The following is a 23,210-nucleotide window of genomic DNA, read 5'->3' as shown; positions in this document are numbered from 1 at the left end:
CATGGAGCACCGGCCCGCGGGCGAGCGCGCAGCTGACCTTCCCGCCACGTCACGCCCGCTGCCCGGGCACATCGCGGCGGCCCTGGCCGGCGCGGGTGGCGCGGCTGACTCGGCGGGCCGGCCCTGGGCCGGGCGCAGCCTGTCCGGCGAAGACGCCAGGATCCACAATTTCGAGGACGATGACGGCGCGGCCGACGCCGGCTACCTGACGGCGCTGGCCGCCCTGGCGGCCGGCGACGGCGACGAGGCGGCGGTGGTGGCCGCGCTGGCCACGGCGCGGGTCTTTGTGCCAATCCTCGCCACGCTCGCCGAAGAAGGTGAAGGCGCGCACGGCCTGCATGCCGACAAACAGGCGGACATGGCCCTCGTGACGCTCAAGGCCCCCGACGGCCGGACGGCAATGCCGGTTTTCACCTCCGCCGCTGCGCTGGCGGCCTGGCACCCGCAGGCCCGCCCGGTGGCCGTCTACGCCGCCCGCGCCGCACTCTCCGCGGTCGCTGAGGGCGCCGAGCTGCTCGTGCTGGACCCAGGCTCACACGTGACCTTCGTGGTGCGCCGGCCGGCCGTGTGGGCCCTGGCCCGGCAACGGGACTGGACGCCGTCGTATGCTGATCCCGAGCTTGCCCGGAGCCTCGGCGCGGCCGCGGTTGGCTTTCCCGCGGTCCGCCGTGTTGAAATTCATCCAGGCGGTGGAGTTGCCTCGCGTGCGGCCGACGGGACGCCGTTGCCGGGCGGAGGCTCCGGCCCGGAACTCCGCGTGCTGCTCTACCTTGAAGACGGGCTCGACGCCGCGGGCGTCCAGTCCATCGTGTCCGGGCTCAACAGTGCCTGGGCGCGGAATGAAGTATTTGCTGAGCGGGTTGATTCGATCGAGGTCAAATTGCAGCGCGCAGCGGAGTAGCTGACGGCCGGCGGGGGAGATCCCGGTGCTGCCGGAGGCGGTACCAGAAGGATGTAGTCCGTGAACTTCGCGCTTTACCGGGAGCTGCTCGCCGTTCGGCCGATCAGGCGGCTCCTGCTGGTCGGGATGATCGCCCGCATACCGCACTCGGCGGCCGGGGTCCTGCTGACCCTGCACATCGTCCTCACCCTCGGGCAGGGCTACGCCGCTGCCGGAGCCGCGGCTGCCGTGATGACCATCGGCATTGCCGTCGGCGCACCCTGGCGCGGCCGGCGCGTCGACACCGTCGGCCTGCGGCGTGCCCTCATTCCGTCGGTCATTTCCGAGGCTGTCATCTGGTCGGTGGTGCCGCACGTTTCCTACGAGCTGCTGCTGCCGCTGGTGTTCGTCGGCGGCCTGCTGACTCTGCCGATCTTCAGCGTTGTCCGCCAGTCCCTCGGCGTCCTGGCCACGGGGGAGCAGCGGCGGACGGCCTTCGCCCTGGACGCGATCTCCACCGAACTGGTCTTTATGATCGGCCCGGCGGCGGGAGCCCTCGTCGCGACCGCCGGACTCTCGGTCCTGGGGCTGACCGTCATCGGCATCGCCACCTCGGTGTCCGGGCTTTTCCTGATGTGGTTCAACCCGCCGACCCGCAGCACGGAGCCTGGCCTTGCGTCCGACGCCGAGTCCGACACCGAGTTCGAGGCCAGCCAGCAGGAAGCCGCCGAGGCTGCCGTCGTCGCCGCTGCCCCGGCCCACCTGCAGGAGGCCGCCGCCGAGTTCGCCCCGCTGGCCGCCGCCGGGGACAGACGCCACGAGCGGGCCGGGCTGCGGCACAAGGTCATCCACAACTTCGCCTGGTTCACGGCCGCCGTGGCCGCCGTCTTTGCCGTCGCCGCCGGGGCCGGCATGGTCCTTAGCGGCACCGACGTCGGGATCGTTGCCGCCCTCGAAACCGGCGGCCACCAGGCCGAGATCGGACTGGTCTTCCTCTTCTGGTGCGGGGCCTCGGTGGTCGGCGGCGTGATCTACGGCGCCATGCACCGGCCTATCTCGCCGATCCTGCTGCTGCTGGGGATGTCCGCTCTGACCATTCCGATGGCCTTCGCCCAGGACACCTGGACCCTCAGCCTGCTCTCGCTCCTGCCGGGACTGCTGTGCGCCCCGGTGCTGTCGGCCGCCTCGGAGAAGGTCGCCGAACTTGTCGACGAGCGCCGCCGCGGCGAGGCGATGGGCTGGTACGGCTCTGCCCTCACCGGCGGCGTCGCGCTCGGCGCGCCCCTCGCCGGAGTGTTCATCGATGGCGTCGGTCCCTCGGCCGGATTCGTGGCCGTGGGGGTGGGCGGCGTCGCGCTGTGCCTGCTGGGGCTCGTGCTGCAGCACCACCGCCGGCGGCGCCTCGCCGCAGCCTGACGCACCAGCACCCGCACCAGCACCGAAAAAAAGACGCTATGCCGCGTGGCGCCCGCACTGCAGGGGCGTTAACGACGACGGCGGGTGGACCGATGTGGTCCGCCCGCCGCCGCGTTGCTGCTGGAAATAGTTCGTGCTTAGTTGACCGGGCCGGTGTACTTCTCGCCCGGGCCCTTGCCCGGTGCGTCCGGAATACTGGATTCCTCGCGGAACGCCAGCTGCAGGGACCGCAGCCCGTCGCGCAACGGTCCGGCGTGCTGGGAGCCGATTTCGGGAGCGGCTGCGGTGACCAGGCCGGCCAGGGCCGTGATCAGCTTGCGGGCCTCGTCCAGGTCCTTGAGCTCTTCGGCGTTCTCATCGGCGGCCAGGCCGAGCTTCACGGCGGCGGCGCTCATAAGGTGCACGGCGGCGGTGGTGATGACCTCGATCGCGGGCACCTCGGAGATGTCACGGATCTGCTGCGAGACGTCGCCCTCGGCGCTGGCGGGCTGGTAAACGTGTGAATTACTGTCTGAAGTGCTCATGCTGGTAAGCTTGTCACAGACCGACTGATTGTCGTTATTTCGCTGCAGTATCGCTTTCCTTTAGTATCACTGTCCTTCAGTAATGCTGCAGCGGTATGACAGCCGGAACCCGTCCGCAACCAACATGCCCGTCATGCAGGTGCGCCGGACGGCATTTGTTCTGTAGAATCGACTTTCAGTTTGCAAGCGGAGTTCTCTCCCACCCGCGTCAACCGCTCTCCTTCGGGAAGCTTCGCAAGAAGTAAGGTTGCCGGGTACCTGGTCGGGCATTTTTCCCGGGCGTCAGCCCTGGCAGAATGCATGCCGCCTCATACGAGGCAGGCAGTTCCGATCTTCGAGGCCTTCGATTGCTCCGGCAATTGGGGGCCTTCTCTTTTTGCCGGTGGAATACCCCTCACGAACACAGGAGCTTTAACATTAGCGAGCCAAGAATCAATGAGCGTATCCGCGTCCCCGAGGTGCGGCTGGTCGGCCCTGCAGGCGAGCAAGTAGGCGTTGTCCGTATTGAGGATGCCCTGCGTTTGGCTGCCGAGTCCGATCTTGATCTCGTTGAAGTTGCACCGCAGGCCAAGCCTCCGGTGTGCAAGCTGATGGACTTCGGCAAGTACAAGTACGAGGCCGCAGTCAAGGCGCGCGAAGCCCGGAAGAACCAGACCAACACGGTCCTGAAGGAAATCCGCTTCCGCCTGAAGATCGACACCCACGACTACGAGACGAAGCGCGGACACGCGCTCCGCTTCCTCGGCGCCGGTGACAAGGTCAAGGCCATGATCCAGTTCCGCGGCCGTGAGCAGCAGCGTCCCGAGATGGGCATCCGCCTGCTCCAGCGCTTTGCCGACGACGTCGCCGAAGTCGGCGTCGTGGAGTCCAGCCCGCGGATCGATGGCCGCAACATGGTCATGGTGGTCGGTCCCCTGAAGAACAAGGCTGAAGCCAAGGCGGAGGCCCGCCGTGCAACGCAGCGTGCGGACGCCAAGGCCGAGAATGAAGCCAAGGCTTCCGGTGGCGGCCGCGTTGACACGTCCGGCGGCGATGCCCCCCTGACGCAGTCGCTCGCCGATCTGCTTCCGGAGGGCTACCAGGTCCGGACTGAGGCACCCGAGGCCGAGGTAACCGAGACGGAGACGCCCGTAGCGGAAGCTCCCGCTGCGGAGGCCGTTGCCGAGGCCCCGGCCGAAAAGGTCGAGGGCGACAAGACTGAAGCCGCGGAGGCCCCGGCCGCCGAGGCCAAGGTCGAGGAAGCCCCGGCGGAGAATGCTCCCGTCCAGGAAGCGCCGAAGCAGGAGGCCCCCAAGGCCGCCCCGAAGCGCGAGGCACCGAAGACTGAGGCCCCGAAGACTGAGGCCCCGAAAGCCGCCGCAAGGCCGGCAGTAGCCAAGGCGCCCGCAGCGCCTAAGGCCGCCGCCAAGGCGCCGGAAGCCGCCAAGGTTCCCGAGGCTGAAAAGGCCGCTCCGGCGGCAGCACCGAAGCCGGTTGCTGCACCGAAGCCGGTCCCGCGCCCCGCGGCGCCGAAGCCTGCTGCACGGCCGGCTGCCCCGAAGGCCGCCGCCAAGCCGGGCACCAAGAAGACCAACTAGTCCAGGGCTGCCGGACAGCAATGTCCGGCAGCAAGCAACCAGCACGCCGCCCGCAGGGGCGGCTGCACGAAAGACTGCAGGCCTTGTCTGCGGATACGTAAGGAGATCGGTTCCCATGCCGAAGATGAAGACCCACAGTGGTGCTAAGAAGCGCTTCAAGCTGACCGGCAGCGGCAAGCTGCGCCGCCAGCAGGCCAACCGCCGCCACTACCTCGAGCACAAGTCCTCCAGGCTGACCCGCCGCCTCGCCGGCGACAAGATCGTCTTCAAGGGTGACGCCAAGGTCATCCGGAAGATGCTCGGCATCTAAGTTCCAAGTTCTCTGACTGTTTGCCACCTGGCAGCAGTCAACTACCAAAAAGGCTTCTCAGGCCAGCCGGTTGTTCCGGCAGTAGACGCTTGGGATCAGAATTCTGAAGGAGTACGCACGTGGCACGTGTGAAGAGGGCGGTCAACGCCCACAAGAAGCGCCGGGTTATCCTTGAGCGCGCAAAGGGCTACCGTGGACAGCGTTCACGCCTGTACCGCAAGGCCAAAGAGCAGCTGCTGCACTCGTTTGTGTACAGCTACGGCGACCGCAAGAAGAAGAAGGGCGACTTCCGTCGCCTGTGGATCCAGCGCATCAACGCTGCCTCCCGCGCCAACGGCCTGACCTACAACCGTCTGATCCAGGGCCTCAAGGCCGCTGAGGTCGAGGTTGACCGCCGTATGCTGGCCGAGCTGGCCGTCTCTGACGCCAACGCCTTCGCCGCGCTGGTCAAGATCGCCAAAGACTCGCTGCCCGCCGACACGTCCGCTCCGGCCGTTCAGGCTGAGGCTGCACCGGCCGTCAAGAAGCCGGCTGCCAAGAAGGCTCCCGCCAAGAAGCCGGCCGCCAAGAAGCCTGCCGCTGACAAGGCTGCCGAGTAGTACCTGAGGCAGTTCACGGACTGCGTCGTTCAAGAACCGGCTGGAAAAGCTACTAAGGTTCTTGTATGAACGAAACCGGGCGCCCGCAAGACTTTCCACTTTCCAATCCCCGAGCTGATCGGGTGAGGAAGGTGGCACAGCTTGCCGGGCGCCCGGCCCGTTTAAAGCGTCGCGAGTTCCTGGCGGAGGGCCCGCAGGCGGTCCGGGAAGCCCTTGTCCTGCACCAGAAGAGGCTTGCCGCCGGGGAGCCGGGCATCGTCTATGAGGTCTACGCGAGCGAGACCTGCCTGGACCGGCACCCGGATCTGGAGACACTCGCGGAGGGCACCACCGCTTACCTCGCCACCGACGAAGTGCTAGCCGCGATGGCGGACACCGTCAACCCGCAAGGCATTCTCGCGGTCTGCGGCTTCCTGGACGTGAGCCTGGAGCAGGTGCTCGACGCCGGACCGCGGCTGATCGCCGTGCTCTGCCAGGTCCGGGACCCCGGCAACGCCGGCACCGTGCTGCGGGCAGCGGACGCAGCCGGCGCGGACGCCGTCGTCCTGACCGCGTCCAGCGTGGACATCTACAACCCCAAGGCAGTACGGTCGACGGCCGGATCCCTTTTCCACCTGCCCGTGGTGCTTGGCGCCGAAATCGAGGAACTGGTGGCCCGTTGCAAGGAACGCGGCATCGGAGTGCTGGCCGCCGACGGCCAGGGCCACCTCGACCTGGACCAGCTGCAGGACCAGAATGCCGCCCGCCGGCTCGGCGCACCGCCCCGGGAGTCCGAGTACGCGCTGGAGAAGCCGACGGCATGGCTCTTCGGCAATGAGGCGCAGGGACTCGCCGAGGAAGAACTTGCCCTGGCGGACCACCGGGTGGCCGTGCCCGTGTACGGGGCAGCCGAAAGCCTGAACCTTGGCACCGCGGCGACGGTCTGCCTCTACGCCAGCGCCCGCGCACAGCAGGACGGCGCGACAAACCCGCCCGGCTGAGCTCCCTGCAGCTTTCCTTCCTCCGGCCGGCAGGAGGGACACCGGCAGGAGGCAAAAAAGTACGGCGGGGGTCCACCGAAAGGTGGGCCCCCGCCGTCGTACCTGTGCAGTTAACTGGTCTTGTTGCGTCCTGTGATGGCGCCATAGACGAGGGCGACCACCAGGCCGCCGACAATGGCCAGGAGCCAGGAACCGAGATTCCAGAATTCCATCCTGCCGCCGCCGAACAGAAGGTCGCCGATCCAGCCGCCAACAATTGCGCCGACAACACCGAGCACGAGGCTGGTGACCCAGCCGCCGCCGACCCTGCCAGGCATAACTGCTTTGACGATTGCACCTACTATGAGTCCGAGAATGATCCAGCCAAGAAAGCCCATTACTCCTCCTACATATTCGTCGGCATCCAAATGGTGGATCCCGATTATGGCTTCAAGCTAACATAGGCCAGTTTGCTTGTCAGCAGGATCACACCCAATCGTTATCTGCCCGGTGACCAGCGGTGCTGCGGGCCAACCAGGCAGCCTCCCCGTGCCGGGTAAGGGTGCTCCGGCCGAAGCGATCCACTCGCTCGCTGACTCCGGCAACCAGATCCTGCTGCCATCATCGCCGAGTCCTTTGTATGACGCTCGGCAACGGCAACGGCAACGGCATCTGGGATGCCCTGGGGACCGCCATGATCGGCATCCTGCTTGTGGCCATCGCCGCCGTGCTGGCCGTGGAGACGAAGTCGCTGCTGCCCGGCGAATCCGCGCCACCACGGTTGTCAGGGGCCGCTGGGCGGTAGCCGCAGTGCGGGCTACCGGACCAGCGGCCTCTTGCGTTCCACCAGTCCGCTGATGAGGGCGACGCCGAGGCCCAGGACCGCCAGCACGGCCCCGACCAGGGCAGGTGCGACATAGCCCCACCCCCAGGCGATGACGAGGCCGCCGAGGAAGGCGCCCAAAGCGTTGGCGACGTTGAGGGCCGCATGGTTGAGCGAGGAGGCCAGCGACGGGGCATCCGGGGAAGCATCCAGCAGCCGGGTCTGCAGCGCCGGGACCAGCAGTGCCCCGGCGGCGCCGACGACGAAGACCATCACGTAGGCGGACCACGGCCAGTGCACGGCCACGGCGTAGACTACGAGCGCCACGGCAATGCCCGGCAGCACCCAGTAGATCGTTCCCATTACGGACTTGTCCGCGATCCGGCCGCCGACGATGTTGCCGGCCACCATGCCCAGCCCGTAGAGCGCGACGACCAGCGGGAGCCAGGCCGCGGGAATGCCGGCAACGGAGGTCATGGTGTGGGCGATGTAGGTATAAGTGGCGAAGAACCCGCCGAAACCGACGATGCCGATCAGGATCGCCAGCCAGACCTGGAGCCGCTTGAGCGCACCCAGTTCGCGCCGGAAACTCGCATCGGCGTGCGGCTTCTGGAACGGCAGGAACTTCCAGAGCATCACCAGGGTGATGATGCCGATGACGCCCACCAGCAGGAACAGCAGCCGCCAGCCATAGGCCTGGCCCAGCCAGGTGCCAAAGGGGACGCCAATGACGTTGGAGACTGTCAGGCCGGCCATCACCATCGAAATGGCCCAGCCCCGCCTGGTAGGAGCGACCAGTGACGCCGCGATCACGGCCGCGACGCCGAAGAAGGCTCCGTGGGGCAGCCCGGCGGCGAAGCGCGACACCAGCATGGTGCCGTAGTCGGGTGCGATGAAGGACGTCAGGTTCGCGATGCTGAAGAACATCATGAGTCCCAGGGCCAGATACTTGCGCGGCATCCTGGCACCAACGGCGGCCAGCAGCGGTGCCCCGATCACCACACCAAGGGCATAGGCCGAGATCAGGTGGCCCGCCTCCGGGGTGCTGATGTTGAGCCCCTGCTCCACCTCCTTGAGCAGGCCCATCATGGTGAACTCCGTGGTGCCGATACCGAATCCGCCCATGGCAAGGGAAACGATGGCAAGGGCAACATGGCGGGTGCCGGTTTTGGGTGTCGCCGGGGCGTGGGTGGTGGTAGTCATTCGTCTGCTTTTCGGTGACGTCCCCGGCTGGAGCCAGGAGAATGCGGCAAAATAAATCTGATGTGTGAGCTGAAGTGTGTAACGGGGCAGGCACGCTCGGTATTCCGGGTACACGTCGAGGGCCGCCCCTCCATTCTCCCCTAAGCGGGCGCCGCCTCTAGACTTGTGGGCGTGACTGGACTCATCAGCGTCGTCGGCGGCGCCGTACTGGACTCCCTGGCCGACCCCGGACGGCTGCTCGTGGCGCGGCGCACGGCGCCCCCACACTTCGCCGGGATGTGGGAGTTCCCCGGCGGCAAGGTCGAGTCCGGCGAGACGGGCGAGCAGGCCCTGCACCGTGAGCTCCTTGAAGAGCTGGGCGTGAGCATCCGGCTCGGCGCCGAACTGGACAGCGGATCCGCCGACGGCTGGCCGCTCAACGAGCGCGCGGCGATGCGGGTGTGGTTCGCGGAACTGCTCGACGGCGTTCCCCGCCCCCTCCAGGACCACGATGAGCTCCGCTGGGTCAACCTCCGGAACCGCGATGAGGTGCTGGGCCTGCCGTGGATCCCGGCTGACCTGCCGATCGTCGAGGCGTTGCTGGACAGGCTGCCGATAGCGGATTCCCCGGCCGTTTCCGCGAACTGAGCTGAGCTCGCGGGCCGCCGGGCCCCACCTCTCGCCAAAGCGTGAAGCATGTGACTACGCTGAAGCGAATCGAGAGGAGCAACCCGTGCAGGTTGGTGTCAGACGGGAGCAACGTGCAGGGGAGCGCCGCGTTGCCGCCACGCCGGAAACGGTGCAACAACTCAAGGCCCTCGGCCTGGACGTGGCGGTGGAGAGCAATGCGGGCGCCGAGGCAGGGTACGCGGACGCCGCATTCGCCGCGGCGGGAGCCTCGATCGTTCCGGAGCTGACCGCCGAAACACTGGATGTCCTGCTGCACGTCCGGCCGCTCGAGCCGGAGACCGCCGGGCGGCTCCGGCCCGGCACCATCACCATCGGCTTCGCCTCCCCGGGATCGGAACTGCCCGGGGTGGGCGCCCTCGCTTCCGCGGGTGTCACCTCGTTCGCGCTGGAGCTGGTGCCGCGCATCTCCCGGGCCCAGTCCATGGACGCGCTCAGTTCCCAATCCCTGGTCTCCGGCTACCGCGCCGTCCTGGAGGCGGCCCTGCGCTACCCGAGGTTCTTCCCGCTGTACATGACGGCCGCCGGAACGATCCCGCCGGCACGGGTGCTCATCCTGGGTGCCGGCGTCGCCGGGCTGCAGGCGATCGGCACCGCAAAACGCCTGGGGGCGCGGGTCTCTGCCAACGACATCCGGGCGGCCTCCGCCGACGAGGTCGCCTCGATGGGCGGCACGTTCATCCATCTGGAGCTCGACACCCGAACTGCGGACACGTCCGCTGAAGGCAGCGGCGGCTACGCCCGTGAACTTGGCGAGGACCGGGCCACACGCCAGCGCGCCCTGCTGGCCCCGCATGTCGCGGCAGCGGATGTCCTCATCACCACGGCGGCCATCCCCGGCAGGGCGGCTCCCTTGCTGGTGACGACGGCGATGGTGACCGGCATGCGGGCCGGCTCGGTCGTCGTCGACCTGGCCGCGGAATCCGGCGGAAACGTCGAGGGAGTCATCGCGGGCCGGGATCTCCAGGTCCCGGTGGACGGCGGATCCGTGACCCTGGTGGGGCTCCAGGACGCCGCCTCCGCGATGCCCTCCGATGCTTCCCGGCTGTTCGCCAAGAACGTCGCGAACCTGTTGGCCCTCATGACCGCCGGGGGCAAGGTTGTCCCGGACTTCGACGACGAGGTTGTCGCCGGCGCCTGCCTGACCCACGGCGGCTCCGTGCGGCACGCCGCAACCGCCGAAGCACTGGAGGCCCTCAAATGATGGATCCGATCACGCTGTTGACCGTGGTGGTGCTCGCCGTGTTCGTAGGATTCGAAGTCGTCTCCAAGGTCACCAGCAAGCTGCACACTCCGCTGATGTCCGGCGCCAACGCCATTCACGGCATCATCCTGGTGGGCGCCATCATCGTGGCCGGGCAGGCCAGCGACCCGTGGCTGCTGTCGATCGCCCTCCTCGCCGTGGTGCTGGCGACCGCCAACCTGGTCGGCGGATTCGTCGTGACGGACCGGATGCTGGAGATGTTCGGAAGCCGGAAGCCGGCCCGGCCCCGTGCCGGCAAGGGTGGGGAGGGCAGATGAGCGTCCTCGGCCCCGGATGGACTGCGCTGTTGTACCTGGCGGCCGCCGTCTGCTTCATCCTCGCGCTGAAGGGCCTGAGCTCCCCCCGGACCGCCCGGCGGGGCAACGCCATCGGAGCGGCCGGTGCCCTCGTGGCCGTGGTGACGGTGTTCCTCTCCGCGAAGCTGGACAACATCCCGCTGATCATCGCCGCGATCGCCGTCGGTTCCGCCGTGGCCGTCCCGGTGGCCCGGCGCGTGCAGATGACCCAGATGCCGCAGCTGGTCGCGCTGTTCAACGGGGTCGGCGGCGGCGCCGCAGCGCTGGTGGCAGTGCTGGAACTCGGCCAGAGCGAGAACCCCTGGGTGCGGCTGGCCGTGGTGTTCACCATGCTGGTCGGCGCGGTGTCTTTTGCCGGCTCGGCCGTGACGGTCGGCAAGCTGCAGGAGCTGATCAGCACCCGCCCCCTGCTTTTCCCCGGGATGCCGGTGCTGATGGGCGCCGTGGTGCTGGGCGCCATCGCCGCCGGAGGACTCGTGGTGGCCACGGGGTCGGTCGGATGGGCCGTGACGCTGTTGGTGCTGGGCCTCGTGGCAGGGCTCCTGCTGGTGCTGCCCGTCGGCGGGGCCGACGTGCCGATCGTGATCTCCCTGCTCAACGCGTTCACCGGCCTCGCGGTCGCGGCGTCCGGCATTGTGCTGGGAAATGTGCTCCTGCTGGTCGCCGGCACCCTCGTCGGGGCCAGCGGTACCATCCTGACCAAGGTGATGGCGTCCGCCATGGGCCGCGGCGTTACGGGCATCATGTTCGGTGCCTTCCGGGGCGGCTCGACGGCGGGATCCACCGCGCAGAGCGACCGGCCGGTCCGCTCCTCCTCTCCCGAGGACGTCGCCGTCCAGCTCGGCTATGCGCAGCGGGTGGTGATCGTCCCCGGCTACGGTCTCGCCGTGGCCCAGGGCCAGCACACGATCGCCGAGCTCGCCACGGCCCTGGCGGCCCGCGGCGTCGAGGTGGTCTTTGCCATCCACCCGGTGGCCGGCCGGATGCCGGGCCACATGAACGTCCTCCTCGCGGAAGCCAACGTTCCCTATGAGGCGCTGAAGGAGCTCGAGGAAGCCAACCCGGAGTTCCCCAACACCGACGTGGCGCTCGTCGTCGGCGCCAACGACGTGGTCAATCCTGCCGCCAAGTCCACGCCCGGAGCCCCGATCTACGGGATGCCGATCCTTGAGGTGGCCCAGGCCGGCCAGGTGGTCTTCCTCAAGCGCTCCATGCGCCCGGGCTTCGCCGGGATCGAGAACGAGCTGCTGTTTGATCCCAAGACCACCCTCCTGTTCGGTGACGCCAAGGATTCGCTCACCCGGGTCCTGGGCGCCGTGAAGGCCCTCTAGGCGGCCCGCTAGAACAGGGTGGGCTGCGCGGCCGCGGTTGCGGGCCCCGTGCCGGGGAGGGGCCCGGCCGCTTCGGGGATACTGCCGGCCGGGTACTGCGCTTCCTCGTCCCGGGGGTCATTGCTGCCGGGATCGTCCTTGAGGTCGCGGTGGCTGAAGCCCTGCGAGCCGGAGAAGCCGTGGACGGCCTTGAAGTGTCGGATGCGTCCGGACAGCCAGGCCCGGTACTCCTTGGAAGCGTAGGAGCCGGTGCCGTACAGCCGCCGGTACTTGCCGGCGAGCTGGGGATGTTCCCTGGCGATCCACTGCATGAACCATTCCCGGGTTCCGGGTTTGAGGTAGAGGGCGCCCGCGGTGACGCCGGTGGCACCCGCCGCCGCCAGGGAGCCGAACAGCGAATCCAGGGCCTCGTCACTGTCCGAGAGCCACGGCAGGATGGGCATGGCCATCACTCCGCACGGCAGCCCCGCCTCCCGGAGCCGGGTGACCAGCTTGAGGCGTGCACGGGGGCCGGGTGTGCCGGGCTCCACGGCTTCGGAGAGGTGCTCGTCCGTCATCGCCAGCGAGATACCCACACCGACGGGCACCTGGGCGGCGGCGTGCTTCAGGAGCGGGATGTCCCGGGCCAGCAGAGTGCCCTTGGTCAGGATCGACAGGGGAGTGCCGGAATCGGCCAGCGCCCCGATGATGCCCGGCATGAGCTGATAACGGCCCTCGGCCCGCTGGTAGGGATCAGTGTTGGTGCCGAGGGCCACATGCTGACGCCCCCAGGAGGGCTTGGCCAGTTCCCGGCGCAGGACCTCGGCGGCGTTGATCTTCACCACCACCTGGCTGTCAAAGTCCAGGCCGGCGTCGAAGTCGAGGTAGGTGTGGCTCTTCCGGGCGAAACAGTAGACGCAGGCATGGCTGCAGCCGCGGTAAGGGTTGATGGTCCACTCGAACGGCATCCGCGAACCGGCGGCCACTTTGTTGAGCACCGATTTGGCGGTGACCTCATGGAAAGTGACGCCGACAAACTCGGGGGTGGTGACGGAACGCACCAGCCCGATCAGGGGCAGCAGGGCATCGGTGGCCGGGGACGGGCTGCGCCCGCTCGGGCCTCCGGGTGCCCCGTCACTCGGGGGCCGGGTTCTTGCGGTGCGGGTTCCCGGGGCCTTGTCGTCGGGCGCGGGTTTGAGTGCTTGTGCGTCCCATCTCATGGCTCCATTCGAATGTATGTTCGAGTTTAAGTCAAGGACCCGCGCCGACCTCTCAAGAGCGGTGACCGGCCGGGATCAGCCGCTCGGTCATGTCCCATGTGCCATGCCGAAGCTACTCCGCAAACTACCGGTAACATCCCGCCGGACTGGTTATGCCCTCGGGCATACCCTCGGGCATACCCTCAGGCATGTCCCCGGCTTGCCCTTCCGCCGCCTTGTTAGGCTGGGGCGATGATTCTCCTGACAGGTTTCGAGCCCTTCGGCGGCGAAAGCACCAACCCGTCATGGTCGGCAGCGCGGGAGGCCGCGGCCAGGCTGCAGGCCGAGGGGCTCGATGCGCAGGCCGTGGAGCTGCCCTGCGTCTTTGGGGACGCGGTCCGCGTGCTGGAAGCCGCGCTTGAGCAGCACCGCCCGGACCTGGTGGTCTGCGCGGGCCAGGCCGGCGGACGGTCCAGGGTCTCGCTGGAACGGATCGCGATCAACTGCGACGACGCGCGGATCCCGGACAATGCCGGCAACGCCCCCGTGGACCAGCCGGTGGTCACCGGGGGACCGGCCGCGTACTTCAGCACCCTTCCGGTCAAGGCGGCGCTCGCGGCCCTCCTGGCGGCCGGGATCCCCGCCGAAGTATCCCAGACCGCGGGCACTTACGTCTGCAACCACCTCTTCTACGGGCTGATGCACGCCCTGCGGCTTCGGCCCGGAACCCGCGGCGGCTTTGTCCACGTTCCCAACGAGCCGGCCCAACTGCCGCCCGGGAGCACGGATCCGGCGCTGCCGCTGGAACAGCTGGCGGAGGCGCTCGCCGTCGTCGTCCGCAGCACCCTGGCGACGACAACAGACCTCAGGATCGCCGCCGGCGCCACGCACTAGCCGGGTCCGGACCCTGACTGTCCCGGACCCTGCCTGTCACTCGGCGCCTCAGCCGAGCAGTTCCCAGACGACGTTGACGGTGGCGCTGACGCTGGATTCGCCTGCCTCCACGGTGAGCGACTCCACCGCGGCAGCCCGCTGCATTTTCGCCACCGGGATCGGCACCGGGTAACCGGTTTGTTGCGTGAGCGACACCACCTTGCCCAGCGAGGCCCCGGCGAGGGACGCGAAGTGCCCGGCCGTGGTGAGGGCATCCTGCCAGGCAGCTTCGCGGGCCCGGGCGGTGACGGCCGCTGGATCAGCGAAGCCGAGCTCCAGCCCGTTGAGCCGGACATCGTTGCCGCCGGCCGCGACCGCGGCGGCAATGACGTCTGACGACGCTCCCAGCTCCCTGATCCGGACACCCAGCACGCTGGACGCCAGGTAGCCCGAGACGACCTGCCCCCGGCCCTCCTGCCAGTTCACCTCGGCCCGGACGTTGAGACCCGACGTCGTGATGTCCGGGTCCGCCACGCCATAGCCGCGGAGTGCCGCCGTGATGGCCGCGGAAACCCGGCCGGCCTCGGCGTACGCCGCGCCGACGTCCTCCCTGCGGCACTCGACGCCGATAGAGAGTGTCAGCAGGTCCGGTCCGGCTTCCGCGTTGCCGGATCCGGTGACGGAGATCGTCCTCGGGCTGTCGCTCATGTCATGCCTCGTTCCGTTCGCGGGCGGGCGTTTCCGTCCTGCCGGGGTGCTTGAAACCCCTGTGGGTGGATCCCCTGGTGGTGGATCCGGTGTGGTTGTCGCCGGTGTTCAGCTCCGGGTAGCCGCCGGCCTGCAGCCCGGCGTGCCGCTCAAAGACGTTGCGCGTGCCGGGGTTGCCCGTCCGGGCCAGGGACCAGCCTGCGGCGAGGAAATACAGCGGCAGGAACGGGAGGCCCAGGCACCAGGCGTACTGGGTGCAGTGGCGCTCCTCGTGCCCCAGCAGCACCGGGTTGGCCAGGACCACCGCGGGCCCGGCCCGGAAGATCACCACATTGCCGACCGTGAAGGCGCGGGCGAAAGGCAACCGCCAGCGGTACCCGGTGGCAACCAGCAGTCCCCGCGGACCGCGGCGGACGGGCGCGCGGGCACACCCGGCCAGCAGCAACCCCAGGGGAGTTGTTGCATTCAGTACATTGGCCAGCTGCCGCAGCCGTTGTCCCGGCGTCATGAGGCCATGCTAGCCGGGGTCCCGCCGGCGGCATACGAAGAACGAGGGAGGGACAGGGTGGACGGAAGGGGCCGAGGGGAGGGGTGTGCGGCGGAGCGGAAACCCCGGGGGAGAGGGAGCGCAGTCACGTTCGGGCACCTGAGCCCCTTCAACTAGACTGGAGGGGAGTGCCCGCCGGAGCGATTTTGGCGAGCCCTGCCCTTTGTCAACGCACCGGTCCCTGCACCTGAAAAGGTCCTGCGCGTTGGCATGAACCGACTCGTAGCTAAGAACAGTAGATGACTGAAACTTTGCCGGGCGCCGGCGTCCCGAATCCCCTGGATGAAGCCGCCATCACCGCCGCCGTAGACCAGGCCGTTGCCGCCATTGCCGCCGCCGCCACGCTCGATGAACTCAAGGCCGTGCGCCTCGCGCATACCGGTGAGAAGTCCGCGCTGAGCCTCGCCAACCGCGAAATCGGCGGGCTGCCAAAGGACCAGAAGGCCGCCGCCGGCAAGCTGATGGGATCCTCCCGCGGACGCGTCAACAAGGCGCTCGCGGACCGCACGGCCGTACTCGAAGCCGAGAACGACGCGCGCATCCTTATCGAGGAGACCGTGGACGTAACGGCCGCTCCGCGCCGCCGTCGTGCCGGTGCACGGCACCCGCTGTCCACCCTGCAGGAGCGCGTTGCGGACATCTTCGTGGGTATGGGCTGGGAGATCGCCGAAGGCCCCGAGGTCGAGTCCGAGTGGTTCAACTTCGACGCGCTGAACTTCAAGCCGGACCACCCCGCCCGCGAAATGCAGGACACCTTCTTCGTGGAGCCGCCCGAGGCCCATCTGCTGATGCGCACCCACACCTCCCCGGTGCAGGTCCGCTCCATGCTGGAACGCGAAGTGCCCATCTACGTGCTGTGCCCCGGCAAGGTCTTCCGCACCGATGAGCTCGATGCCACCCACACCCCGGTGTTCCACCAGTTCGAGGGCCTGGCCATCGACAAGAAGCTCAGCATGGCGGACCTCCGCGGCACCCTGGAGCACTTCGCGCGCCAAATGTTCGGCGACGAGGCCCAGATCCGGCTGCGCCCCAACTACTTTCCGTTCACCGAGCCCTCCGCCGAGCTGGACATCTGGCACCCGGGCGCCAAGGGCGGTCCCAGCTGGATCGAATGGGGCGGCTGCGGCATGGTCAACCCCAATGTGCTCCGCGCCGCGGGCATCGATCCGGACATCTATTCAGGTTTTGCCTTCGGCATGGGCATCGAGCGGACCCTCATGTTCCGCAACGAGGTCGGCGATATGCGCGACATGATCGAAGGCGACGTACGTTTCAGCGAGCACTTCGGGATGGAGATCTAACAGTGCGTATCCCACTTTCCTGGCTGCGTGAATTTGCGCAGGTACCGGCCGGAGCGACGGCCGAAGACGTGATGGCGGACCTGGTCAAGGTCGGCTTTGAAGAAGAAGCGGTCCACCGGCCGACGGACACCCTCCAGGGCCCCATCGTGGTGGGCCAGGTCCTGAGCATCGTCAAGGAACCCCAGACGAACGGCAAAACCATCAACTGGTGCCAGGTCCGGGTGGTCCCCGAAGGACAGCAGCAGTCCCTCACCGGCGAGGGCATCGACCCCTCCGGTGTCCAGGGCATCATCTGCGGCGCCCACAACTTCGTGGAAGGCGACAAGGTGGTGGTCACCCTCCCCGGTGCCGTGCTGCCCGGCGACTTCCACATCTCCGCGCGGAAGACCTACGGCCGCCTCTCCGCCGGAATGATCGCCTCCGTGCGCGAGCTCGGCATCGGCGAGGACCACGACGGCATCCTGGTGCTGTCCCGGATCGGGCTGGACCCGGAGATCGGCACCGACGCCATGGAGCTGCTGGGTCTCTACGACCAGGCCGCCGAAATCAACGTCACCCCGGACCGCGGCTATGCATTCTCGATCCGCGGTGTGGCCCGTGAGTATGCCCACGCCACCGGCACGTCCTTCACCGACCCGGCGTCAAAGGTGCAGGCTCCGGCGGAACTGGCCGGCGGATATGGCGTCAAACTCAATGACGACGCCCCGATCTACGGCAAGCCCGGCTGTGACCGCTTTGTGGCCCGCACCGTCCGCGGCGTTGACGCCACCAAGCCGACGCCCCCGTGGATGACCTCCCGGCTTCGGCTCGCCGGCATCCGCTCGATCTCGCTGCCCGTGGACATTTCGAACTACGTCATGCTCGAACTCGGCCAGCCCACCCACTGCTACGACCTGGACACGCTGTCCGGCGACATCGTGGTCCGCCGTGCGGTGGCCGGGGAAAAGCTCACCACCCTGGACGCCAAGGTACGCGCGCTCGATGTCGAAGACCTCCTCATCACCGACGGTTCCGGTGCGATCGGTATTGCCGGCGTGATGGGCGGTGCCGCCACCGAGGTGTCCGGCTCCACCACGAACATCCTCGTTGAGGCTGCGCACTTCGACGAAGTGTCCATCGCGCGCTCCCGCCGCCGCCACAAACTCCCGTCCGAGGCCTCGAAGCGCTTCGAACGCGGCGTCGACTGGCAGGTCGCCGGCATCGCCGCCCAGCGGGTCGTGGACCTCCTGGTCGAGCTGGCCGGAGGCACCGCCGTGGCCGAAGGGACCGACGTCGGAACCGCACCGGACGCTGTCACCGTCGGGCTGCCCGCAGCCTTCGCCGCGGAACGGATCGGCATCGACTTCACCGAGGACCAGATCCTCACCTCGCTCGGGGACCTGGGCGCCGTCGTCGTGAAGAACGACGGCGGGTACCTCGTGACCGCCCCGAGCTGGCGCAACGACCTGGAAACCAAGGAAGACCTCTCCGAGGAGATCGCCCGTCTGGTCGGCTACGACCAGATCCCGGCGTCCCTGCCGGTGGCTCCTCCGGGACGCGGGCTGACCCGCGTCCAGCAGCAGCGCCGCCGCCTCGTGCAGTCCCTGGCGGCGTCCGGCCTCACCGAGGTCCTGGCGTACCCGTTCGTCTCCAGGGCCGCCAATGACACCTTCGGCGTGTCCACGGAAGGATCGCCGCGGAAGGCCCTCAAGCTCGCCAACCCGATCAGCGAGGAGCAGGGCTACCTGCGCACCTCGATCCTGCCGGGCCTGATCGAGGTCGCCAAGCGCAACCACTCGCGCGGCTTCCGCGACCTGGCCCTGTTCGAGGCAGGCCTGGTGTTCCTGCCGGGCGACACGCTCGGGACCGCCTCGATCCCGCCGCTTGGCCTCAGGCCGAGCGATGAGGTGCTGGACGGCTTGTACGACGGCGTCCCGGACCAGCCGCTGTATCTCGCCGCCGTGCTCACCGGACACGACTCACCGGCCGCCGCCGGCCACGCGCCGCGTGCGTGGGACTGGGCTGATGCCCTGGACATCGCCCGGATCGCCGGCGACGTGCTCGGCGTCGAGATCGTCATCAGCCAGGGCCAGCACCAGGCCTTCCACCCGGGTCGGACCGCGCAGCTGGCGCTCCGCACCGGGGAGGTCCTGGGCCATGCCGGTGAGCTGCACCCCAAGCTGCTGGCCGCCCACGACATGCCCGCACGATCCGTGGCGCTCGAATTCAACGCGGACGCCCTCTTCGAGGCCGCCGCCGACGTGATCGTCGCCCGGCACATCTCCACCTACCCCGTGGCCACCCAGGACGTCGCCCTGGTGGTGCCCCAGGAGGTACCGGCGGAGGAGGTGCTCGCTGCCCTGCGCGAAGGCGCCGGAGAGCTGCTGGAAGACGTCGCACTCTTCGACGTCTACGCGGGCAAGGGCATCGAGGACGGCAAGAAGTCGCTGGCCTTCAGCCTGCGTTTCCGGGCTGATGACCGGACGCTGACCGCCGACGAGGCATCCGGCGCCCGCGAGGCCGCCGTGGCGGTCGCCCACGAGCGCTTCGGAGCAGTCCAACGCTAGAGTACGGCGGAACACTCGCCGTCGCCGGAATCACCGTCCGGTCCGTTCGTCTTGCCGACGTCGGACCGGACGGTGAGGCCTTCCTCGATCCCGCGGAATGCGCGCGTGCCGCGGGCATCACGGACCCGGCAACCCGGCGTGACTTCGTGGCCGGCCGGATCGCGCTGCGGGAATTCGCCGCCGGGATCCTGGACGTGGGGCCCGGGGACCTAACGGCAGCCTATTCCTGCCCGGACTGCGGAACGGGCCCGGAGCTTGACCACGGCCGGCCCGGCTACCGGTTCGACGGTAGACCCGTCGGCCTCGGCCTGAGCCTTTCGCGCAGCCGCGGCTGGGCCCTGCTGGCCGCCGGCAGCGCCGATGGTCCTGGCGGCGCCGGGGCGACGGTCGGCATCGATCTGGAGCACAGCTCGGGAGTGATGTTCCCCGGGTTCGACGACGTCGCCCTCACCCCAGCGGAACGGCAGCTGCTCGCCGCCCTGGCGCCGGACCGGGCGATCCTCTGGCGGACGGCCGCCTGGTCCCGCAAGGAAGCCCTGCTGAAGGCCCGCGGCACCGGACTGCGCATCGAGCCGGCCTCGGTCGAGGCCTACGCGGAGCCCGGGGAGGGCACCATCCTCGTCGACCTGGACACGGCCGCGCTGGGCCTGCCCGCAGGCTTTGCCGGTGCGCTGGCCGTCCTGCGCCCGGCCTAGCAGCCCAAACCCCCGCCGGGACGGTCAAGGTTCGTTGCGTCCAAACCGGGAGCGCCCTGGCAAACGAGGGCTTTGTCTGCAATGGGGGAAAATTTGCGGAGGAAAGACTCTGCTACACGCAGGCCGATCTACGTTGAGGCCGGTATTCGGGCCCCCATGGAACGGGTATGGAACCCAAGTCAGGACCCGGCACTGCACCCTCTGCAGCAGCCGGGTGCCTAGCGTAGGCTCGGGACACCAGGCCTGAGGGGACAGACGCATGGAACCCGAGCAGCACAGCAGGGCGGCCAACAATCACGCCAGCATCAGTGAACTCGCAGCCACGACACCGGAAGAGCAAAGGCGAATTAAGTTCTCAGCCTTGATCGGTATCGGCGTCGCCATGTTCATCATGGTCCCGGCCGTATACCGGCTTGCCACAGAGCCGCCGCGCTGGGCAGACGCCATATTCGCCAGCCTCGGAGTGGGGCTGATCATCTTTCACGCCGCCCGGGTCATCCTCCAGCACAGGAGGTAACAGGGTGGCCTCCGGCAGGCTTAGGACAGCTAAGTGCCGGCATCAGGGTCCGAGTGTATGTCCGCAAGGTCCGTTCTTGTCAGTGCCGGGAGAGATGCTTGGGGTGTGGATAGCAGGGCAGAGTGGAGCATTGAATGCCGGGAGGCGGTGGAATCCGCCGCGGCGTCCGCTGCTGCACTTGGTGCCCTCACCGGTTCCGGGGAGGACCACGCTGATTCACCCGACACCGATCCGCTGGGAGTCGCTGGCCCGCTGCCCGGCGCTGATCCGTTGCGGGATCTGGCGGATGCGTGCCTGGACGGGCTCGGGGAGTTGGCCCGGAGGGACGCCCGGAGCGCGGCGTTGAAGGTCAGGTTCACCGCGGATTACGCGGAGGCAACCCGGGCCCGCGCGCCGCTGGCGGCGTCCCCGCACGACCGCGCCGTTCAGGAGATGGCCCTGGTCGCGGAGGTCGCGTGTGTCCTGACCATCAGCGAAAACGCCGCCGGCGCCTTCTTGTCCGAATGCCAGGCCCTGACGACGTCGCTCCCGCTGACCCTGGGAGCTTTGCAGGCCGGGACGATCTCCTGGGCCCATGCCCGGATCATGGTCGACGAAACCAGCAACCTGGATCCGGCCGGGGCGGCTGCATTGGAGGCGCATTTCCTGGACCCGGACGCGCCCAGCCCGGCCCGGGGGTGCCCGGCCGGTGAGCTCGTGCCGGGACGGTTCCGCGCCAAGGCACGTGCCTGGCGGGAACGCCACCACCCGGTCAGCATCGAAGAACGCCACACCAGGTGTGCTGCGGACCGGCGGGTCGAGTACGTCCCGGACCGGGACGGGATGGCCTGGCTCTCCGCGTATCTCCCGGCCGATACCGCCGCGGGGATCTGGGAACGGACCACCGCCGCGGCCCGCGCGCTGCAGGGCCCGGAGGAGCCCCGGACCCTGACCCAGCTCCGCGCCGACATCGCCGCCACCTTGCTCCTCACCGCCGGCACCGATGACAACGGCGGGTGCGGGGGTGTGCCGGTCCCTCGGTCGCAGGTCCTGGTCACCGTCCCGGTCCTGTCCCTCCTCGGCGCCGGGGAGGAACCGGCGACCCTCGACGGGTACGGGCCGATTCCGCCGTCCATGGCCCGGGCCCTGATCGCCGACGGTGCGGGTTCCTTCTACCGGGTTCTGACGGATCCGCGGGACGGGGCGCCGCTGGAAATCGGCCGGACCAGCTACCGGCTCACGAAGGCTATGCGCCACTGGGTCCGGCTCCGCGACGGCAGATGCCCCTTCCCCGGCTGCAACAACCCGTCTCTGGACAACGAGGCCGACCATCTCCTGGCCTGGGCCGACGGCGGCACCACCGGGATCAACAATCTCGGACAGCCGTGCCGCAAGCACCACCGCCTCAAGCACGGCTCCGGCTGGACACCGTCCGGGGCCAGTAAAGACAAACCGCCGGGCTGGACCTCACCGACAGGACGGCACTACCCCAGCGAACAGCAGGACTGGGAACCACCCGACTGGCCGGCGCCTCCCGGTGGACACTACCCGGAATCATTCCTGATCCAATGCGTGAACGATACGCTGCACGCCGATTCAGGATGGTAGTCCCACCTGGTCGCCCTAGCCGCTGAGCGGCAGCGGCGGCAGGGACTCCTGGTACAGCCACGGGTGAAGCAGCGACTCGGTGTCGAGGCCGGTCGCGTGGTCCGCGGTGAGGATGAACTGCGGCGTCGAAACGGAGCCGTGACGGTTCTGGCTTGCCCATTCATGCAGCAGGGAGAAGAAGGCCAGGTCGCCGCAGCGCAGGCGCAGGGCGTGCAGCGCCAGGGCGCCGCGCTTGTACACCCGGTCATCGAACATCAGCTCCGGACCGGGGTCGCCCACGAGCAGGTCCTGCTTGCCGGCGTTCAGCTTCCGCCAGGCGCCGGCGGCGCGGCGGGCCACTGTCATGACGCCGGCCTCTTCGGACCAGATCCACTCCGCGTAGCAGGCGAATCCTTCGTGCAGCCAGATGTCCTTCCACGAGGCCGCCGTCAGGGAGTTGCCAAACCACTGGTGGGACAACTCATGGGCAATGAGCCGCTGGGACTCCCAGTCCTGCTTCAGATGGTTGGGCCCGAAGATGGACAGGCTCTGCGCCTCCAGCGGGATCTCCAGCTCGTCGCCCGCCACCACGACCGTGTACTCGGCGAAAGGGTACGGTCCGAAGCAGTCGATGAAGGTGCGCATCATCTCGGGCTGCCTCGCCAGTCCCGCCCGGGCGGCGTCGGCCAGCGCGGACGGAACGGCCGCGTACTGGGGCACCTGGGCGGCCGCAGTGACGGGGTTGAGGCTGAGGAGCTCGTAGCGGCCGATCTGGACCGTGGCGAGGTAGGTGGACATGGGCTCGGACTGCTCGTAGACCCAGGTCTCGCGGCTGGACCGGCTGGTGCGGGCGATCAGAATCCCATTGCACACGGCCCGGTAATTCGCATCCGTGGTCACCGAGATCCGGTAACTGGCCTTGTCCAGCGGATGGTCGTTGCAGGGAAACCAGGACGGTGCGCCGTTGGGCTGGCCCGCCACGAGGACGCCGTCGGTCAGTTCCTCCCAGCCCACTTCGCCCCACAGCCCGCGGCGGGGAGTGGGGTTGCCCTCGTAACGGATGTCCAGGGTGAATTCCTCACCCGGCAGCAGGCCGGCATCGGGGACGACGACGAGCTGGTCGGCGCGCTGGCTGAACTTCCGCACCCTCCGCCCGCTGAGCTGGATCTTGGTGGCCCGGAGCCCGGTCAGGTCCAGCACTATGGCCGAGGTGGGGCGTTGCGTCACGGCATGCACCACCGCTCGTCCCGCCAGGCGGTTGCTGCTGAGTTTGTAGTCCAGCTCAAGTTCATAGCGGGTCACCCGGTAGGCATCCGTGCCATGACCCGGCAGGTAGGGATCGGGGGAGCCAGCCGCTTCGTCCGCGGGCAGGCCGCTGCCGGCGCCCGCGGCGAGAGCGGAACTCAGGGGGCTGGAACTCATCAAACCGGC

Annotated in this window: 23 protein-coding genes and 1 pseudogene; 17 read left to right on the top strand and 7 right to left on the bottom strand. The window is 68.6% G+C overall.

The genetic code is table 11. The features are described from left to right. Position 1: 1 nt before the first annotated feature. Both ABIB29_RS15710 and ABIB29_RS15705 read left to right on the top strand, forming a co-directional pair. Positions 2 to 901, top strand: a complete 900-nt coding sequence (locus ABIB29_RS15710) for an SseB family protein (protein WP_354173738.1) — start codon at positions 2 to 4, stop codon at positions 899 to 901. 60 nt (positions 902 to 961) lie between these two features. Continuing rightward, a complete protein-coding gene (locus ABIB29_RS15705; protein ID WP_354173737.1) occupies positions 962 to 2,296 on the top strand; it encodes an MFS transporter in 1,335 nt (444 codons plus the stop codon). Between the two features lie 137 nt (positions 2,297 to 2,433). Here ABIB29_RS15705 and ABIB29_RS15700 read toward each other — a convergent pair whose 3' ends face one another. Beyond that, a complete protein-coding gene (locus ABIB29_RS15700; protein ID WP_354173736.1) occupies positions 2,434 to 2,820 on the bottom strand; it encodes a DUF1844 domain-containing protein in 387 nt (128 codons plus the stop codon). Positions 2,821 to 3,278: 458 nt separating this feature from the next. Here ABIB29_RS15700 and infC point away from each other — a divergent pair, with 458 nt between their 5' ends. From infC to ABIB29_RS15680, 4 genes are all read left to right on the top strand, one after another. Continuing rightward, positions 3,279 to 4,397 carry a translation initiation factor IF-3 gene (gene infC / locus ABIB29_RS15695; RefSeq protein ID WP_502915629.1) on the top strand — a complete coding sequence of 373 codons (1,119 nt, stop codon included), beginning with the start codon at positions 3,279 to 3,281 and terminating at the stop codon, positions 4,395 to 4,397. A gap of 115 nt (positions 4,398 to 4,512) precedes the next feature. Next, on the top strand, positions 4,513 to 4,707 hold the full coding sequence (rpmI, locus tag ABIB29_RS15690) for a 50S ribosomal protein L35 (RefSeq protein WP_009358635.1): 195 nt from the start codon (positions 4,513 to 4,515) through the stop codon (positions 4,705 to 4,707). A gap of 119 nt (positions 4,708 to 4,826) precedes the next feature. Beyond that, positions 4,827 to 5,306 (top strand): 50S ribosomal protein L20, encoded by a 480-nt coding sequence (gene rplT / locus ABIB29_RS15685; protein ID WP_354173734.1) that lies wholly within the window; start codon positions 4,827 to 4,829, stop codon positions 5,304 to 5,306. 65 nt (positions 5,307 to 5,371) lie between these two features. Continuing rightward, the gene (locus tag ABIB29_RS15680; RefSeq protein WP_354173733.1) at positions 5,372 to 6,286 is read left to right on the top strand and encodes a TrmH family RNA methyltransferase; all 915 of its coding nucleotides are present in this window, start codon (positions 5,372 to 5,374) and stop codon (positions 6,284 to 6,286) included. Positions 6,287 to 6,396: 110 nt separating this feature from the next. On the opposite strand, the gene ABIB29_RS15675 is transcribed toward ABIB29_RS15680, so the two are convergent. After that, entirely contained in the window at positions 6,397 to 6,663 is a 267-nt protein-coding gene (locus ABIB29_RS15675) for a GlsB/YeaQ/YmgE family stress response membrane protein (protein WP_354173732.1), read from the bottom strand. Positions 6,664 to 6,926: 263 nt separating this feature from the next. Between ABIB29_RS15675 and ABIB29_RS15670 the strand changes: the two are divergent. Beyond that, positions 6,927 to 7,037: pseudogene (locus ABIB29_RS15670) on the top strand (cation diffusion facilitator family transporter); the annotation flags it as partial. A 45-nt stretch (positions 7,038 to 7,082) separates the two neighbouring features. Here ABIB29_RS15670 and ABIB29_RS15665 read toward each other — a convergent pair. Then, positions 7,083 to 8,291 carry an MFS transporter gene (locus ABIB29_RS15665; protein WP_354173731.1) on the bottom strand — a complete coding sequence of 403 codons (1,209 nt, stop codon included), beginning with the start codon at positions 8,289 to 8,291 and terminating at the stop codon, positions 7,083 to 7,085. Positions 8,292 to 8,462: 171 nt separating this feature from the next. On the opposite strand from ABIB29_RS15665, the gene ABIB29_RS15660 reads away from it, so the two are divergent. The 4 genes from ABIB29_RS15660 (at position 8,463) to ABIB29_RS15645 (ending at position 11,848) form a co-directional block, all read left to right on the top strand. Beyond that, on the top strand, positions 8,463 to 8,918 hold the full coding sequence (locus tag ABIB29_RS15660) for a (deoxy)nucleoside triphosphate pyrophosphohydrolase (RefSeq protein ID WP_354173730.1): 456 nt from the start codon (positions 8,463 to 8,465) through the stop codon (positions 8,916 to 8,918). An 85-nt stretch (positions 8,919 to 9,003) separates the two neighbouring features. Next, positions 9,004 to 10,161: an NAD(P) transhydrogenase subunit alpha gene (locus ABIB29_RS15655; protein ID WP_354173729.1), complete on the top strand. Its 1,158-nt coding sequence runs from the start codon at positions 9,004 to 9,006 to the stop codon at positions 10,159 to 10,161. Next, positions 10,161 to 10,478 (top strand): NAD(P) transhydrogenase subunit alpha part 2, encoded by a 318-nt coding sequence (locus ABIB29_RS15650; protein WP_354173866.1) that lies wholly within the window; start codon positions 10,161 to 10,163, stop codon positions 10,476 to 10,478. Before ABIB29_RS15655 ends, ABIB29_RS15650 begins: the two co-directional genes overlap by 1 nt. Then, a complete protein-coding gene (locus tag ABIB29_RS15645; protein WP_354173728.1) occupies positions 10,475 to 11,848 on the top strand; it encodes an NAD(P)(+) transhydrogenase (Re/Si-specific) subunit beta in 1,374 nt (457 codons plus the stop codon). Before ABIB29_RS15650 ends, ABIB29_RS15645 begins: the two co-directional genes overlap by 4 nt. A gap of 8 nt (positions 11,849 to 11,856) precedes the next feature. Here ABIB29_RS15645 and ABIB29_RS15640 read toward each other — a convergent pair whose 3' ends face one another. After that, positions 11,857 to 13,047: an Rv2578c family radical SAM protein gene (locus ABIB29_RS15640; RefSeq protein WP_354173727.1), complete on the bottom strand. Its 1,191-nt coding sequence runs from the start codon at positions 13,045 to 13,047 to the stop codon at positions 11,857 to 11,859. Between the two features lie 231 nt (positions 13,048 to 13,278). Between ABIB29_RS15640 and pcp the strand changes: the two genes are divergently transcribed. Beyond that, entirely contained in the window at positions 13,279 to 13,920 is a 642-nt protein-coding gene (gene pcp, locus ABIB29_RS15635; protein ID WP_354173726.1) for a pyroglutamyl-peptidase I, read from the top strand. Between the two features lie 48 nt (positions 13,921 to 13,968). Here the strand turns inward: pcp and ABIB29_RS15630 are convergent, their stop codons facing one another. Then, a complete protein-coding gene (locus ABIB29_RS15630; RefSeq protein WP_354173725.1) occupies positions 13,969 to 14,607 on the bottom strand; it encodes an SIMPL domain-containing protein in 639 nt (212 codons plus the stop codon). Between the two features lies 1 nt (position 14,608). Continuing rightward, the gene (locus ABIB29_RS15625) at positions 14,609 to 15,115 is read right to left on the bottom strand and encodes a hypothetical protein (RefSeq protein WP_354173724.1); all 507 of its coding nucleotides are present in this window, start codon (positions 15,113 to 15,115) and stop codon (positions 14,609 to 14,611) included. 278 nt (positions 15,116 to 15,393) lie between these two features. Between ABIB29_RS15625 and pheS the strand changes: the two genes are divergently transcribed. The 5 genes from pheS (at position 15,394) to ABIB29_RS15600 (ending at position 21,800) form a co-directional block, all read left to right on the top strand. After that, entirely contained in the window at positions 15,394 to 16,455 is a 1,062-nt protein-coding gene (pheS, locus tag ABIB29_RS15620; RefSeq protein ID WP_354173723.1) for a phenylalanine--tRNA ligase subunit alpha, read from the top strand. Positions 16,456 to 16,457: 2 nt separating this feature from the next. Continuing rightward, on the top strand, positions 16,458 to 19,001 hold the full coding sequence (pheT, locus tag ABIB29_RS15615; RefSeq protein ID WP_354173722.1) for a phenylalanine--tRNA ligase subunit beta: 2,544 nt from the start codon (positions 16,458 to 16,460) through the stop codon (positions 18,999 to 19,001). A 146-nt stretch (positions 19,002 to 19,147) separates the two neighbouring features. Then, the gene (locus tag ABIB29_RS15610; RefSeq protein WP_354173721.1) at positions 19,148 to 19,696 is read left to right on the top strand and encodes a 4'-phosphopantetheinyl transferase family protein; all 549 of its coding nucleotides are present in this window, start codon (positions 19,148 to 19,150) and stop codon (positions 19,694 to 19,696) included. A gap of 259 nt (positions 19,697 to 19,955) precedes the next feature. Continuing rightward, the gene (locus tag ABIB29_RS15605) at positions 19,956 to 20,213 is read left to right on the top strand and encodes a hypothetical protein (RefSeq protein WP_354173720.1); all 258 of its coding nucleotides are present in this window, start codon (positions 19,956 to 19,958) and stop codon (positions 20,211 to 20,213) included. A 105-nt stretch (positions 20,214 to 20,318) separates the two neighbouring features. Further along, entirely contained in the window at positions 20,319 to 21,800 is a 1,482-nt protein-coding gene (locus tag ABIB29_RS15600) for an HNH endonuclease signature motif containing protein (RefSeq protein ID WP_354173719.1), read from the top strand. A gap of 15 nt (positions 21,801 to 21,815) precedes the next feature. Here ABIB29_RS15600 and ABIB29_RS15595 read toward each other — a convergent pair whose 3' ends face one another. Next, positions 21,816 to 23,201, bottom strand: a complete 1,386-nt coding sequence (locus ABIB29_RS15595; RefSeq protein ID WP_354173718.1) for a M1 family metallopeptidase — start codon at positions 23,199 to 23,201, stop codon at positions 21,816 to 21,818. Between the last annotated feature and the right edge of the window lie 9 nt (positions 23,202 to 23,210).

This window comes from Arthrobacter sp. UYEF36 (assembly GCF_040547025.1).
In the GTDB taxonomy this organism is placed as follows: domain Bacteria; phylum Actinomycetota; class Actinomycetes; order Actinomycetales; family Micrococcaceae; genus Arthrobacter.
The sequence above is the reverse complement of the archived record's forward strand: the minus strand, read 5'-3'. Positions and strand labels throughout refer to the sequence as shown.

Coding starts and splice junctions, on each gene's coding strand:
- ABIB29_RS15710 (WP_354173738.1), top strand. CDS start 2: ATGGAGCACCGGCCCGCGGGCGAGCGCGCAGCTGACCTTCCCGCCACG.
- ABIB29_RS15700 (WP_354173736.1), bottom strand. CDS start 2,820: ATGAGCACTTCAGACAGTAATTCACACGTTTACCAGCCCGCCAGCGCC.
- rpmI (WP_009358635.1), top strand. CDS start 4,513: ATGCCGAAGATGAAGACCCACAGTGGTGCTAAGAAGCGCTTCAAGCTG.
- ABIB29_RS15680 (WP_354173733.1), top strand. CDS start 5,372: ATGAACGAAACCGGGCGCCCGCAAGACTTTCCACTTTCCAATCCCCGA.
- ABIB29_RS15675 (WP_354173732.1), bottom strand. CDS start 6,663: ATGGGCTTTCTTGGCTGGATCATTCTCGGACTCATAGTAGGTGCAATC.
- ABIB29_RS15665 (WP_354173731.1), bottom strand. CDS start 8,291: ATGACTACCACCACCCACGCCCCGGCGACACCCAAAACCGGCACCCGC.
- ABIB29_RS15650 (WP_354173866.1), top strand. CDS start 10,161: ATGGATCCGATCACGCTGTTGACCGTGGTGGTGCTCGCCGTGTTCGTA.
- ABIB29_RS15645 (WP_354173728.1), top strand. CDS start 10,475: ATGAGCGTCCTCGGCCCCGGATGGACTGCGCTGTTGTACCTGGCGGCC.
- ABIB29_RS15640 (WP_354173727.1), bottom strand. CDS start 13,047: ATGAGATGGGACGCACAAGCACTCAAACCCGCGCCCGACGACAAGGCC.
- pcp (WP_354173726.1), top strand. CDS start 13,279: ATGATTCTCCTGACAGGTTTCGAGCCCTTCGGCGGCGAAAGCACCAAC.
- ABIB29_RS15630 (WP_354173725.1), bottom strand. CDS start 14,607: ATGAGCGACAGCCCGAGGACGATCTCCGTCACCGGATCCGGCAACGCG.
- ABIB29_RS15625 (WP_354173724.1), bottom strand. CDS start 15,115: ATGACGCCGGGACAACGGCTGCGGCAGCTGGCCAATGTACTGAATGCA.
- pheS (WP_354173723.1), top strand. CDS start 15,394: ATGACTGAAACTTTGCCGGGCGCCGGCGTCCCGAATCCCCTGGATGAA.
- ABIB29_RS15605 (WP_354173720.1), top strand. CDS start 19,956: ATGGAACCCGAGCAGCACAGCAGGGCGGCCAACAATCACGCCAGCATC.
- ABIB29_RS15595 (WP_354173718.1), bottom strand. CDS start 23,201: ATGAGTTCCAGCCCCCTGAGTTCCGCTCTCGCCGCGGGCGCCGGCAGC.